This is a genomic window from Cupriavidus numazuensis (assembly GCF_905397435.1).
Lineage (GTDB): Bacteria > Pseudomonadota > Gammaproteobacteria > Burkholderiales > Burkholderiaceae > Cupriavidus > Cupriavidus numazuensis.
On the sequence record NZ_CAJPVI010000005.1, the window covers coordinates 1 to 13958 of the forward strand.

A 13958-nucleotide genomic window follows, 5' to 3' on the forward strand; every position below is an offset into this window, starting at 1 on the left:
ATAAAAATTCGCCCCTTTGGGGCAACCAAAACGCGTTTTTGGTTACTTTTGTCGCTCGGACAAAAGTGACTCGCCGGCTACGCCGGCGAAACAGCGGCGCATGCCAAGAACAAAGGCCCACCCCCCGCCCACCTTCCCCCCATGCCCCCCAAAAATCACATCCCCTGTAAGACATCCTCCCCACCCCATTCGGCGCAACCCCGACATCCCCCACCGTCCCCCGCCATTAGATTGAACCCTACGCCCGCCGCCCCGCTGTCCAGGTGAAACATGCGCTGAAGCCAGCGCCCGTGGCGATCCCGACAACAACCCTGATGAGGTTCCAAATGGATCTGAAAAAGCCCGTCCGTCCGACCCATGTGGCCGGCGCACTCGCCGCGGTCCTGGCCGGTCTGAGTTGTGCCGTTGCCTTTGCCCAGACTCCCACTGCTCCAAGCGCTCCCACCACTCCTGCTGCGCCCGTCATGCCGGCCGCGCCCGCCGGCGCGCAAGGCGTGCCGCCAAGCATGACGCAGCAGATCGAACCACCGAAGGATCCGCTGGTGGAACGCCGCGAAGCCCGCAAGAAGGCGGCCGATGAGTACAAGGCCACCAAGAAGGCCGCCAAGGGCGAGTACAAGCAGGACGTCAAGGCCGCCAAGGATGAACGCAAGGCCGAGAACCAGGCCGCGGACAGTGCGGCCCGTCAGGAACTCGCCGCGCCAAAGCAGTAGCGCATCGCTGCATCGTCGCTGGCGGCAGGCTGGCAAGCCGCCGCCAGCAGTACACCTTCGTGGCGAGCCCATGCACGGCTTGTACCGTGCCGTATCCGCGCTAGACTCAAGTAGCACGCGCCGCAGGCAATCGCAGCGGCGGCGCTGCGCGAGATGCCCGCTTTCCGCTTGCCGTCCACACTGGCAGGCCTCTTTGTGCAAGGCCTGGTGGGCGCAGCATGCTTCTTCGGCCCCATTGCCGCCGCGCAGCAAAAATCCACGCCAGCCTCTGCACCCGTGGCCGCAGCCCCCGCCACGGCAAGTCCAGCGGCCGTACGCCGGCTCAACCTGGGCAACAAACCCTGGAAAGGCGATTTCGATGCGATGGTCGAGCGGCGCGTCATCCGCGTGCTCGTGCCATACAGCCGCACCCTGTACTTCAGCGACAAGGGCCATGAATGCGGCCTGACCGCGGGACTGGTGCGGGATTTCGAGCGCTACCTGAACAAGACCTACGCCAGCCGTCTCGGCAAGCGGCCGCTCACGATCATCATCATCCCGACGACGCGTGATCGCCTGCTGCCCGACCTGGCCGCCGGACTGGGCGACATTGCGGCCGGCAACCTGACAGAGACCGACGAACGACTGAAGGTTGTCGACTTCGCCGCGCCGCGCGATCGCAAGCCCGTGCGCGAACTGATCGTGACCGGTCCGAAGGCGCCTGCGCTGACCAGTCTGGACGACCTGTCCGGCAAGACCGTGCATGTCAGGCGCGCCAGCAGCTACTACGAGAGCCTCACCGCGCTCAATGAGCAGCTGCGCAAGGCCGGCAAGGCGCCCATGCGCCTGGTGCTGCTGCCCGATGCGCTGGAAGATGAAGACGCGATGGAGATGGCCAATGCCGGCCTGCTGCCCATCCTAGTAGTGGATGACTGGAAGGCCGCGATGTGGGCGCAGATCCTGCCCAACATCAAGGTACGCGACGACCTCGTCGTCCGCGCGCAAGGCTATGTCGGCTGGGCCTACCGCAAGGACAGTCCGCAAATGCGCCAGGCGCTGAACGACTTCTACGTGAACTACCTGAAGAAGCAGGGTGCCGCCGAATACCGGCTCAAGCAGATGATGAAGAGTGTCCGGCAGATCCGGAACAATACCAACGATGCGGAGTACAAGCGCTTCGAGCAGACCATTGCCTTCTTCCAGAAATACGGCAAGGACTACAGCTTTGATCCATTGATGCTGGCCGCGCAAGGCTTCCAGGAATCACAGCTCAACCAGAAGGCGCGCAGCCACGTCGGGGCCATCGGCATCATGCAGGTCATGCCGTCCACCGGCAAGCAGCTCAATGTCGGCAATATCCAGGAACCCGAATCCAATATCCACGCCGGCACCAAATACATGGACCAGCTGATGACACGGTATTTCCCGGATGCGCACTTCTCGGAATCCAACCGGCCGCTATTCGCTTTCGCAAGCTACAACGCGGGCCCGGGCAATATCGCGAAGATGCGCAAGGAAGCCGCGGCGCGCGGGCTGGACCCGGACAAGTGGTTCAATAATGTGGAGATCGTCGTGGCCGAGAAGATCGGCATCGAGACCACGACCTATGTACGCAACATCTTCAAGTACTACGCTGCGTACCGGCTGGCGCAGGACATGCAGGACACGCGCGCACGCGCGCTGAAGGAAGTCAGCCAGTAACCGGCCGGTCGCGCGGGCAACGCGGTGGGAACGCGTACCGCCCGACTGCGCTCAGTCGGCCAGTCCGCTCGCATCGATATAACCGAGCGCTGCGGTCACCGCCAGTCTGGCCTTGAGCACGTAGCAGACGCGCCGGTCGCGGATCGACAGCACGATCAGGTCGGCCTGCAGCATTTCCTCGAACATATGGCCCGCACGCTTGATCGGCAGCCCCGCCAGTTGCGCGAGGTCACTCGCGGGCAGCCCATCTTCGCCTGCCTGCAAGAGCGCCCGGCATATCTTCACGCGCGCCGGTTCGGTCATCAGCGCCATTGTCAGCGCGCTTTCCTGGGTCTCCATGGCCACACCTCGGGTTATTCGGGCGGGCGCCGCCGCCCTGGCTGATTTTTCACGTTCTACGCGGGGCCGCCGGCAAAGGCAATAGGGCTCCACCCCGGCTGCGCGATTACAACACGCAGCCGTCCGGCCCGCAGACGGGTGATGCGCAGCCCGCGCCGCTGGTGTTGGCGCGGGCGTCCAGGCAGCGAGGCCTGGAAGCGCCGGAGGCGGCATGCTCCTCCGGCGCGCGGCGCGGTCAGGTCAGCACGAACGGCAGCTGGCGCTGGCGCTTGCCCGTGAGCACGAACAGCGCGTTGGCGACGGCCGGGGCGATCGGCGGCACGCCCGGTTCGCCAAGACCCGTGGGCGGGTCCTGCGATGGCACGAAGAACACGTCCACCACGGGCGCATCGGTGATGCGCGGCGGCGGATAGTCGGGGAAGTTGCTGTTCTTCACCACGCCGTTCTCGATCTCGATGGCAAACCCGGGCCGCGTCATCGCCAGCCCGAAGACGCAGGCGCCCTGGATCTGCGCCTCCGCCGACAAGGGATTGACCACGCGGTTGGCATGCACGCCGGCCGTCACGCGATGCACGCGCGGCTCGCCCTTGACGAGCGAAACCTCCGCCACGTAGGCCACCACCGAGTTGAACGACTCATGCACCGCCACGCCCCACGCTTGCCCTTTGGGCAGCTTGCGCTTGCCATAGCCCGACTTCTGCACTGCGAGCTGCAGCGCGGCGCGATGGCGCGCGTGCTTGCTCTCGTCCAGCCGCGCCAGGCGAAAGGCCACCGGGTCCTGCTTCGCGGCCGCGGCCATTTCGTCGACCAGCGTTTCCTTGACGTAGGCCGTGTGCGTGTTGCCGACCGAGCGCCACCACAGCACCGGCACATCGACCTGCGGGTGGTGCACCGCAAGCTGCATCGGCAGGTTGTAGTCGTTCTCGACCAGCCCTTCGCTCATGGTCGCGTCCACGCCGTTCTTGACCATGAACGGCTCGAACGGGGTGCCCTTCAGGATCGACTGGCCGACGATGGTGTGCTGCCAGCCCACCACTTTGCCCTGCGCGTCCAGGCCGATACGTGCGCGGTGCACGTGCAGCGGCCGGTAGTAGCCGCCGCGGATATCGTCCTCGCGGCTCCACACGATCTTGAGCGGCTCGGTGTGGCCGTTGGCCACCCAGGTGCGCAGCACGTTGGCGGCTTCCACGAGGTAGTCCGACGTGGGCACCGCGCGGCGGCCGAAGCCGCCGCCGGCCATCATGGTGTTGAGCGTGACCTTGTCCGGGCTTAGTTCGAGCGCGCGCGCGATGGCGGCCTGGTCCACGGTCTGAAACTGCGAGCCGACCCACACCTTGACGCTCTGCACCTTGTTGGCCAGCACTTCTGGCTGCAGCGTGCAGTTCAGCGGTTCCATCGGCGCATGGGCCAGATACGGGAACCGGTACTCGGCGTCGATCTTGCGCGCCGCACCGTTCACAGCCGCGGCAATATCGCCCTCCCCCGCGCGCGCCACGGTGCCAGGCTGGGCGGCTAGCTTCGCGTACTCCTCGAACAGGGCCTGCGTCGACACCTTCGAGCCGGCGTCCTCCCATTCGATCTGCAACGCTTCACGCGCCTGCTTCGCGGGCCAATAGCCATCAGCGACCACGGCCACGCCGGTACCGCCGCGATCGACCGGTACCAGCATCACGTCGCTGACGCCCTTGATAGCGCGCGCCTTGTCGGCATTAAACGACTTGACCTTGCCGCCAAAGCGCGGCGGACGCGCCACGACGGCCACCATCATGTCCTTCACGCGCGTGTCGATGCCGAACGCAGGCTTGCCTTCGAGCTTGCTGCGCGCATCAAGCCGCGGCGTCGGCTTGCCGATCAGCCGGAACTGCGACGGGTCTTTCAGGCGCACGTCCTTCGGCACCGGCAATTCCATGGCCGCCGGCGCCAGTTCGCCGAACGTGGCACGCTGGCTGCCCGATGTCACCACGCCCTGCTCGACCTTGCAGCTTGCGGGATCCACCTTCCATTGCTGCGCCGCGGCCGTGACCAGCATGGCGCGCGCGCGCGCACCCAGTTCGCGGTACTGCTGGAACGAATGGTTGATGGCGGTGGAACCGCCGGTCATCTGCATGCCGAAGCCCGGGTCCTTGTACGCATCGCCGGCGGGCGCAAGCGCCGCGCGCACGTTGCGCCAGTCGACGTCCAACTCTTCGGCCAGCGCCATGGGCAGCGCCGTGTGCACGCCCTGGCCGAATTCCAGCCGGTTCACCGCGATGGTCACCGTGTTGTCCGGCGAAATCACCACGAACGCCTGTGGCGGCGAAGGCGGCGCCTTCGGTGCGCCACCCTCCTGCGCCTGCGCGAGCGGCGTCACGCCCAGTGCAAGGCCGCCGCCGGCCAGACCGGTCAGCTTGAGGAAACTGCGGCGATCCAGCGTTGCCACGCCGTGATTCCCCGCACTGCCAGTGTTGCCTTCCTGCGCGCTGCTGGTGCCGGCGAGGGCTTCGAGTCCACGAATACGCATGACAGGTCCTCCGCTCAGGCCAGCGCGCGGGCTGCGTCTTTGATCGCGGCCCGGATGCGCTGGTAGGTGCCGCAGCGGCACAGGTTGCCGGCCATGGCCTGGTCGATGTCGGCGTCAGTGGGTTTCGGCTTGTTCCGCAGCAGGCCCACTGCACTCATGACCTGCCCGTTCTGACAGTAGCCGCACTGGGCCACGTCATGCTTGATCCACGCATCGAGTACGGCGCGGCCGACCTTGTCGCCGCTCACACCTTCGATGGTGGTGATGCGCGCGCCGGCCGCCGCCGAGATCGGCGTCACGCAGCTGCGCGTGGCCTGGCCGTTGATATGGACCGTGCAGGCGCCGCATGCGGCCATGCCGCAGCCGAACTTGGTCCCGGTCAGGTCAAGGTTGTCGCGCAGGGCCCACAGCAGCGGCGTGGACGGATCCACGTCGACTTCCTGGGCCTTGCCGTTGATATTGAGGGTTGTCATGGGGAAGACACTCCTTGGGTACTTTGCCCGATGTTCTTGTTCACACGCCGCAGAAGCGGACAATAGCCTGCCGCCGCGGACAAATGAGCATAGTGCAATTCCGGTCACCTTGCCGGAGGCTGGCGTGGCGTGCTCACGCCATGCACGAACTTTGTGCAACGGGGGGCGGTCAGTCTGAAGATCAGGGCTCCGGCCCGCTGCCGCAGCAACAGTGACAACCACTATTCCAGATTCCCGCGAGCGCGCCATCGCTACGCTCGACAGCATCCAGGCCTTGCGCGGGCTGGCTGCCGCGTACGTGGTGCTCTACCACTCCGGTCTGACGCTGGGCACGGCGCAGACGCCCGTGCTCGGCTGGATCACCGCCAACCTCATCAAGCGCGGCCATGTCGGCGTGGACGTGTTCTTCGTCATCAGCGGCTTCATCATCGCGTGGGTCGCGGTGCTGGCGCGCCCGCAGCCCGAAACCCCGCTCAGTTTCGTGATCCGGCGCTGCTGCCGGCTGGCGCCGCCGTACTGGACTATGTCGGCCATCCACGCGCTGCTGCTGAACCCAGTCACGCCGGCGGTATTCGCAGCCTCGCTCGCATTCCTCCCCACCAGCACCGCGCATGCGCCGTACTACGGCTATCCGGCGTTGTATGTGGGCTGGTCGCTCAATTACGAGATGGCGTTCTATGGCGCGTTCGCGCTGGGACTGTGGATGGCAGGCCGGCGCGCGCTATGGGTGGTGCTGGCGCTGTTCGCCCTCTTCACGCTGGCGCTGCCGTGGTGGCGCTTCGGCGCGCCGGTCGCCGATCCCGCGCAGGGCTACCCGTTCGCGTGGCCGTGGATGGCCATGGCGAGCAACCCGCTCGTGCTGGAGTTCGTGCTTGGCTGCCTGCTCGCGTGGGCGTATGCGGCCTGGCGCCATCGGCTGTCTCGCGGCGTGGCGTGGGCCATACTGACCGTCGGCACCGGCTGGTTCTTGGCATCGCTCCCGCTGGTCGGCCCCGATTTCAGCCTGGCCGGCCGTGGGCTGCCGGCCGCCGCGCTGCTTGCGGGCGCCGTCGCGGCCGAACACACGGGTGTGCTGCGCGTGCCGCGTGCGCTGATGTGGCTCGGCGAGCTGTCCTACGCGCTGTACCTGGTCCATCCGACAGTGATCGAAGGCGTCAAGCGGCTGATGCCGGAACTCACGCCCGACCAGTATGGCTTGCAGCTTGCGCGCTTCGCCATCGACGCGGCGCTGGCACTATTGCTCGCGATGCTGCTGCACCGCTGGGTCGAGCTTCCCGGCATCGCGGCCGGTCGGCGGTGGGCGCGCCGGCAAGGCTGAGCGTTCAACTCCGCTGGCTGGCCAGGTACAGGTACAGCGCGGTCAGGTCGGTGTCATTCATGCGGCCGAAAGAATCGAACGGCATCACGGTGCTGATAGCCGACCCGTCCGGCCGCTTGCCGCTGCGCATCATGGCGATAAAGGCAGCGGCCTTGTCGTAGCGCGCCATCGCGCCGCCGGAAACGGGACGCAGGTCGGCCGCGGGCGGCCAGTCCGGCGGCGCGCCGGGAATCTTGCCGCCGCGCAGGTCCGCGCGATGGCAGCCGAGGCAGGCATTGGCCACGTAGCCGCCGTACTGGGCAGTCACCGACGGCGCGACCGCCGGCGACGGCGGCAGCTTGTGGTCGATCTTGGACGCCGCATCGCGGATAAAGCCGGCGCCGTACATGGCGCGCACGAACCACGGCATGCGGATTTCGGCGGGCGCGCCGAGGCCCGGCGGCAGGCTGCGCAGATACGCCACCAGCGCGGCCAGGTCTTCGTCGCTGAGCCGGTTGTAGTCCTCGCTGGGCATCACCAGCAGCGGCCGGCCGGTCGGCGCCACGCCGTGGCGGATGCTGCGGACCCAGTCGATCGGCTGGTAGTGCGCGATCTCGGGGTTGCCGCGCGTCAGGTCGGGCGCACGGACTTGCAGCCCGCCGGGGTCGTCAAAGACCTGTTTCCCGCCGGCCGCGGCGCCGTGGCACTCCATGCAGCCGCGCGATTCGAACAGATACTTGCCGTGGGCGATGCTGCCCGCGTCCTCGCGGTAGGCCACCGGCGCCACCCTGACGTCGATGGTGCGGCCGGCCTTCTGGTCGCCGATCAGGAAGGCGCCATAGACGACCCCGGCCGCGGCCACGACCACCCCGGCCAGCGACCAGGCCGCCACACGCAGATAACGAGCCATGCTGCCTTCCCCCGTGCGGACATCGCGCCGCCCGTGCGGCGCAGACGTAACAGAACCCATTGCAGCGGGCCCGCACTGCTGTGTCTGTGGGGAAAGGCACACTTGGCTGGGTGGCGACGCGCCGGTCAGCCCAGTCCTTCCGGCGCGCGATCGATAAAGCCGGTCATGCTCTGCAGCCGGCCGTCGGCACCGACCGTGGCGAAATCCGTGCCGACCACCAGTGCGGCATCGCCGTCCGGGCCCAGCTCCCAGGTGAAGCGCAGGTGCGGCCCGTGGGCGTCGACGGGCGTCACGCGGCGGAAGCGGAAACCCGGAAAGCGCGACTGCACGCCGGCGATCATGGCGTCGATGCCGGCATGGCCGTCGCCGCGCATGAGCGGATCGACATAGGTGGCCGATTCGGTCCAGGCCAGCGCAATCAGTTCGCGCCGGCGCGCGGCATCGGTCTCGTTCCAGGCGGCCAGGTAGCGGTCGGCCAGGGTGCTCGGGTCGTTGGCGTGGGCGGCGTGGGCGGCGTGGGTAGTGGCGGACATTGCATTCTCCTTGCAGGGAACAGGTAAAAACCTGGTTGGAAGCGATGGCGGGCTGCCATGGATGCATAATGGCTGCGCCCCGGCGGCGGCGCGATTACCCGTGAGGTCATCGCCGCAACGACCTTGGGGCCATGTCAAACTTCGCGCCATACCAAAAAAAAACCGCCAGCACCAGTGGCAACAGGCACGGTACCTGCCTGCTGTCCCGGCGCTGCCGCCCAACCCTGAACCGATACAGTGGCGCTACGCTGGGCCACGGTCCGCCCTCACGACGTTGAACCTCCGCACTGCCTGCTGAACCGTCCATGACGCCCCATACGGTCGATACGGCCGCTCCCCCCATTGGCGCCCCGCTGCGCCGCTGGCTGCCCATGCTGATCTGCGGCATCGGCTACTTCGCGCTGGCCGCGCTCGGTATCTGGCTGGCGCGCCTGCCCGGCAGCGTGGCCACGCTGTGGCTGCCCAACGCTTTCTGCCTGGGCCTGCTGCTGCACCGCCCGCGCGCGGAAGGGCCGTGGCTGCTGGCCAGCATGGTCGGCGGCAACCTGGCGGCCAACGGCCTGTTCGTCGACGGGATGGGCACCGCCGTGCTGCTGGCCGGCGCGAACCTGTTCGAAGTCGCCTGCTCCGCGTGGCTGCTGCGCTTTGTCGCCGCCCATGCCGGCGCGGAGCGGCTGGCTCCGCTCGGCAATTTCGCGCTCACGCTTGGCGTGGCCGGCGTGCTCGGCCCCGCACTGGGCGCCACGGCCGGCGCGGCCGGGTTGACGTGGCTGGGCGACACGCGCTTTGCCAGTATCTGGTGGGCCTGGTGGCAGGCGGGCGCGCTGGGCATGGTGGTGCTGCTGCCGCTGGCGCTGACCATCACCAGCGCGCGCGTGCGCGCGACGTTTTCGCGCACCATGCTGATGCCCCAGGCCGGCCTGCTGGCGCTGTGCCTGGCCATTGGCGCATTCGCGCTGTGGCAGGGCCACGATCCGTTCGTCGCCATGTCGCTGCCGCTGGTGCTCGCCGCCATGTTCGCGAACCCGTTCGGCACGGCGCTGCTGACGTTGATGGCCACGCTGACCATGGAACTGGCGGCGGTGGGCGCGCACCTGCAGCAGTCGGTGCCGCTGTCGGCGGCGCTGATCATGGTGTTCCCGGTCTGCATTGCCTACCTGGCCGAACAGAACCGCGCCGGCCGCGCCAACCTGCACAGCAGCGACCAGCGCTTCCGTCTGGCCATGGAGCATTCGGCCATCGGCATGGCACTGACGGGGCTGGACGGCCGCTGGCAGACCGTGAACCGCTCGCTGTCCGAGCTGCTCGGCTACAGTGCCGCCGAACTGCGCCAGCAGCGCTTCCAGGACATCACGCACCCCGACGATCTCGATGCCGACCTGGCCCAGATGAAGCGGCTGCTGGCTGGCGAGATCGAGTCGTACCGCCTGGAAAAGCGCTTCATGCACCAGGACGGCAAATACCGCTGGGCACTGCTGGCGGTGTCGCTGGTACGCGACCAGCAAAGCCGGCACCCGCTGCACTTCATCGCACAGATCGAGGACATCCACACGCGCAAGCTCGCGCAGCAGCAATTCGAGCAGCTCTCGCGCCGCACGCAGCTCGCGGTCGAAGCTGGCGGCGTCGGCATCTGGGAATGGGACTTCACCAGTTCCGGCATCACCTGGGATACGCGCATGCATGCGCTGCACGGCACCGACGCCGCGCACGGCGCGCCGGTGATCGCGCAGTGGATTGCCATGCTCCACCCCGAAGACGTCGGCCGCGTGAACGGCGAGATGCGCCGCGCGATCCGCGGCGACAAGCCGTTCGACACCGAATACCGTGTGGTGCGGCCCGATGGCCAGGTCCGCCATGTGCGCGCCCTGGCCAATGTCACGCGCAACGGCGACGGCACCGCGCTGGCGCTGGTGGGCACCAACTGGGACATCACCGAGCAACGCCGCCTGACCGAGGCGCTGTTCGAGGAGAAGGAGCGGCTGCACATCACGCTGCAGTCGATCGGCGACGCGGTGATCTGCACGGACGCCGGCATGCGCGTGACCTTCATGAACCCGATCGCCGAGCAGCTCACGGGCTGGACCATGGCGAGCGCGAGCGGGCTGCCGCTGGAACGCGTGTTCCGCATCGTCGATGAAATCACGGGGCTGCCCATCCCCAGCCCGGTCGAAGCCTGCCTGCAGACACTGACGCCGGCCTACCTGCAGGAAGGCGCGGTGCTGCAGAGCCTGACCGGTGAGCGCCACGACGTGCAGGATTCCGCCGCGCCGGTGCTCACCGCCGCCGGCAACGTGCTGGGCGCGGTGCTGGTGTTCCAGGACATCACCACGGCCCGTGCGTTGCAGCGCGAGCTTGCCCATTCGGCCATGCACGACGCGCTCACCGGCCTGCCCAACCGCACGTGGTTCGAAAAGCGGCTGCGCGAAGCCTGCGACGCGGCGCGCACGCAGGGCCATCACGGCGCGCTGTGCTTCATCGACCTGGACCGCTTCAAGATCGTCAACGACACCGCCGGGCACGGCGCCGGCGACATCCTGCTGCGCGAACTGGGCTACCTGATCCGCAACCACGTGCGCCCCGACGACCTGCTCGCACGGCTCGGCGGCGACGAGTTCGGGCTGCTGCTCAAGGACTGCACCGTGGACCAGGCCGAGGCCATCGGCCTGGGCGTGATCGATGCCATCCGCAGCCGGCGCTTCCCGTGGGACGGCCGCGTGTACGACGTGGGCGCGAGCATCGGCATTGCCGCGATCGACCAGGACGTGCCGCCGGTCGGCGAACTGATGAGCCGCGCCGACGTGGCCTGTTATGCCGCCAAGGCCGCGGGCCGCAGCCGCGTATCGGTGTATCGCCGCGACGAGAGCGATGCGCGCCGCCACCACCGCGAACTCGAGATTGCCGCGGGCATCCACACCGCACTGGAAGGCAACCACTTCCGCCTGTTCGCGCAGGAAATCCGCGCACTGCAGCACCATTCCGGCGACCCGCGCGACGAACGCCATGTGGAGATCCTCGTGCGCATGGTCGACGAGCACGGCGAGATGGTCATGCCCGGCGCCTTCATCCCCGCCGCGGAACGCTATGACCTGATGGGCCATGTGGACCGCTGGGTCATCCGCAACGTGCTGCGCGAATACGGTGAGCGGCTGTGCGCAGTGCCGGGCCTGTCGGTCTCGATCAACCTGTCGGCCAACTCGCTGGGCGAGCCCTTCCTGCTGCCCTTCCTGCATGCCGAGCTCGAACGGTCGGCGCTGCCCGCGAACCGCATCCGGCTCGAGATCACGGAAACCGCGCTGATCAACAACATGGCCGCGGCCAATCGCGTGGTGACGGAAATGCGGCGCGCCGGCTGTACGGTCGCGCTGGACGACTTCGGCTCGGGCCTGTCGTCGTTTGCCTACCTCAAGCAGTTCCCGGTGGACTACCTGAAGATCGACGGCAGTTTTATCCGCAACCTCGCCGACAACGTGGTCGATCGGGAGATCGTCAGCTCGATCAACGACATCGGCCACCGGCTCGGCGTCGAGACCGTGGCCGAATGGGTCGAAGACGAGCGCACGCTGAACGCGCTGCGCGCGATCGGCGTCGACTACGCACAGGGGTACGCCATCGGCCGGCCCGTGCCGCTCGACGCTTACCTGGCCGAATGCGAAACGGTCAGCACCGACTGATCTTCAATCCAGCGTAGCCACCCGCCCGTCATAGGCCCAGTCGTTCGGAAACCCGAACGACTGGCGCGGACAATCGTCCGGACGCCCGAACGCCGGCGCCGGAATCACATTTTTTCTCCTTTGTTTTCATAGGCTTAGCGTTGCCTTTCAGGCATGCGGCCCTGGCACGCCTTGTGCGATGTAAGCGCCGCCGACAGGGCCAACAGGAAGGCCGGCGCCCGCTCAGGACGCGCTGGCCAAGCCAAAAACCAAGGAGGAGACAAATGACGGAACCCGTCCATCGATGTGCCCGCGCCGCCCAGGCGCGAATGCGGCGCCTGTTGCCCCGCTAACGTCCCCGGCGTCCGCCGGCGCGACAGCCGCCTCCTCGGCGGCATGGCGTTCCGGCCGAGCCGATCCCGCAATACAGCCGTCCGGCTTCTTCCCGCCTTGCGGAAGGACCCGGGCGCACGGCCTGACCCCACGATGAAACTGAACCGACTACCCACCCTGATCTTCATTGCGATGCTGCTTGGCGTGCTGGTCGGCACCGCCGCGCACAATCTGTCGCCGGACGCCGCCACCGCCAAATCGATCGCGGACCATCTGTCCATCCTCACCGACGTGTTCCTGCGGATGATCAAGATGATCATCGGGCCGCTGGTGTTCGCCACGCTGGTCGCCGGCATCGCCAGCATGGGCGACGGCCGCGCCGTCGGCCGCATCGGCATGAAGGCGATGGCCTGGTTTGTCGGCGCGTCGATCACGTCGCTGCTGCTCGGCCTGCTGATGGCCAACCTGCTGACGCCGGGCCATGGCATGAACCTGCCGCTGCCGGCCGCCGACGCCGCCTCCAACCTCAAGACCGGCGCGCTGAACCTGCGCGACTTCGTCGCGCACATGTTCCCGAAGAGCTTCGTCGAGGCCATGGCGACCAACGAGATCCTACAGATCGTGGTGTTCTCGCTGTTCTTCGGCTTTGCGCTGGGCACCGTCAAGGACGGCGTGGGCAAGCCGGTGCTGCAAGGCATCGAGGGCCTCGGCCACGTCATGCTGAAGGTGACCAACTACGTGATGGCGTTCGCGCCGGTGGGCGTGTTCGGTGCCATCTCGGCCGTCATCACTGCGCAGGGCCTGGGCGTGCTGGTGGTCTACGCCAAGCTGCTGGGCAGCCTGTACCTGGCGCTGGCGCTGCTGTGGGTGGCCCTGATCGCCGGTGGCTACTACTTCCTGGGGCGCGACGTGTTCCGCCTGCTCAAGCTGATGCGCGCGCCGCTGATGATCGGCTTCGCCACCGCCAGCAGCGAATCGGCCTACCCGAAGGTGATCGACCAGCTGACCCATTTCGGCGTCAAGGAACGCATCACCAACTTCGTGCTGCCGCTGGGCTACTCGTTCAACCTGGACGGCTCGATCATGTACACCTCGTTCGCGGCGCTGTTCGTCGCCCAGGTGTACGGCATCCATCTGTCGCTGACCCAGCAGATCACCATGCTGCTGGTACTGCTGGTCACCAGCAAGGGTATCGCCGGCGTGCCGCGTGCCTCGCTGGTGGTGGTCGCGGCCGTGCTGCCGATGTTCGGCCTGCCTGAGGCCGGCATCCTGCTGGTGCTGGGCATCGACCACGTACTCGACATGGGTCGCACCGTGACCAATGTGCTTGGCAACGCAATTGCCACGGCTGTCGTCGCCAAAAGCGAAGGCGCCATCGGCGCGCCCGTGCCGTCCGACGAGGATGAACCCGTCGCGGACAGCGCCCCTGCCCTGGCACCCGCCCAGGTGCTGGCGGGCAAGTAAGCCGCCCTGTTCCGACAGGGCACGCGCCGGAGCCCGGCTGCCGATCAGGCAGCCGGGCTTTTTTGT

Annotated in this window: 10 protein-coding genes; 5 read left to right on the top strand and 5 right to left on the bottom strand. The window is 67.5% G+C overall.

What is annotated here, in order from left to right; all coding sequences use genetic code 11:
• Positions 1 to 326 precede the first annotated feature (326 nt).
• Both KHO41_RS05590 and KHO41_RS05595 read left to right on the top strand, forming a co-directional pair.
• Positions 327 to 713 (top strand): hypothetical protein, encoded by a 387-nt coding sequence (locus tag KHO41_RS05590; protein WP_211952320.1) that lies wholly within the window; start codon positions 327 to 329, stop codon positions 711 to 713.
• Between the two features lie 153 nt (positions 714 to 866).
• Positions 867 to 2393 (top strand): MltF family protein, encoded by a 1527-nt coding sequence (locus KHO41_RS05595; RefSeq protein WP_211952321.1) that lies wholly within the window; start codon positions 867 to 869, stop codon positions 2391 to 2393.
• 51 nt (positions 2394 to 2444) lie between these two features.
• On the opposite strand, the gene KHO41_RS05600 is transcribed toward KHO41_RS05595, so the two are convergent.
• The 3 genes from KHO41_RS05600 to KHO41_RS05610 all read right to left on the bottom strand — a co-directional run bounded on the left by KHO41_RS05600 (position 2445) and on the right by KHO41_RS05610 (position 5705).
• The gene (locus KHO41_RS05600; protein ID WP_211952322.1) at positions 2445 to 2732 is read right to left on the bottom strand and encodes a helix-turn-helix domain-containing protein; all 288 of its coding nucleotides are present in this window, start codon (positions 2730 to 2732) and stop codon (positions 2445 to 2447) included.
• A 235-nt stretch (positions 2733 to 2967) separates the two neighbouring features.
• Positions 2968 to 5232, bottom strand: coding sequence for a xanthine dehydrogenase family protein molybdopterin-binding subunit (locus tag KHO41_RS05605; protein ID WP_211952323.1), 2265 nt, complete (start codon positions 5230 to 5232; stop codon positions 2968 to 2970).
• 14 nt (positions 5233 to 5246) lie between these two features.
• Positions 5247 to 5705 carry a (2Fe-2S)-binding protein gene (locus KHO41_RS05610; protein ID WP_211952324.1) on the bottom strand — a complete coding sequence of 153 codons (459 nt, stop codon included), beginning with the start codon at positions 5703 to 5705 and terminating at the stop codon, positions 5247 to 5249.
• Between the two features lie 211 nt (positions 5706 to 5916).
• On the opposite strand from KHO41_RS05610, the gene KHO41_RS05615 reads away from it, so the two are divergent.
• Entirely contained in the window at positions 5917 to 7023 is a 1107-nt protein-coding gene (locus KHO41_RS05615; protein WP_244873727.1) for an acyltransferase family protein, read from the top strand.
• 4 nt (positions 7024 to 7027) lie between these two features.
• Here the strand turns inward: KHO41_RS05615 and KHO41_RS05620 are convergent, their stop codons facing one another.
• Complete coding sequence (locus KHO41_RS05620; RefSeq protein WP_211952325.1) at positions 7028 to 7912, bottom strand: c-type cytochrome; 885 nt, start codon at positions 7910 to 7912, stop codon at positions 7028 to 7030.
• Positions 7913 to 8037: 125 nt separating this feature from the next.
• Positions 8038 to 8445, bottom strand: coding sequence for a nuclear transport factor 2 family protein (locus KHO41_RS05625; RefSeq protein ID WP_211952326.1), 408 nt, complete (start codon positions 8443 to 8445; stop codon positions 8038 to 8040).
• A gap of 305 nt (positions 8446 to 8750) precedes the next feature.
• Between KHO41_RS05625 and KHO41_RS05630 the strand changes: the two genes are divergently transcribed.
• Both KHO41_RS05630 and KHO41_RS05635 read left to right on the top strand, forming a co-directional pair.
• On the top strand, positions 8751 to 12116 hold the full coding sequence (locus KHO41_RS05630; protein ID WP_211952327.1) for a diguanylate cyclase: 3366 nt from the start codon (positions 8751 to 8753) through the stop codon (positions 12114 to 12116).
• A gap of 465 nt (positions 12117 to 12581) precedes the next feature.
• Entirely contained in the window at positions 12582 to 13892 is a 1311-nt protein-coding gene (locus KHO41_RS05635) for a dicarboxylate/amino acid:cation symporter (protein WP_211952328.1), read from the top strand.
• Positions 13893 to 13958 lie beyond the last annotated feature (66 nt).